This is a genomic window from Halostella sp. PRR32, assembly GCF_034808085.1.
GTDB classification, from domain to species: domain Archaea; phylum Halobacteriota; class Halobacteria; order Halobacteriales; family Natronoarchaeaceae; genus Halostella; species Halostella pelagica.
Map to the genome: position 1 here is coordinate 1 of NZ_JAXHGL010000090.1, position 277 is coordinate 277.

The window sequence follows — 277 nt, forward strand, 5'->3', positions numbered from 1 at the left end:
CTGACGCTGGCGTACACCTACGCCCTGATACTCACCACGTATTCGTTGCTGCTCGTCTTCGGGGTCAGGCGTGGCGGCCGATACCGTACTCAGGTTCTGTTGATGCTCTCGGGCGGAATCATCCCGGTCATCGGTAGTCTCCTCCTCCTGTACAGCGGTAACCTGTCGACGGCCTTCGACCCGACCGCGTTCGCCAACATGGCCACCGGCGTCGTGTTCGCCGTCGCGCTCTTCGGGTCGACCATCTCGTCGACGAGGGAATGCCTCGCGACGGGAG

1 protein-coding gene is annotated in these 277 nt (G+C 63.2%); it reads left to right on the forward strand.

Translation table 11 applies throughout. The annotated features are described in order from the left end of the window. The coding region (locus SM753_RS20500) for a histidine kinase N-terminal 7TM domain-containing protein (protein ID WP_323192920.1) at nt 1-277 on the forward strand (277 nt) is incomplete at both ends.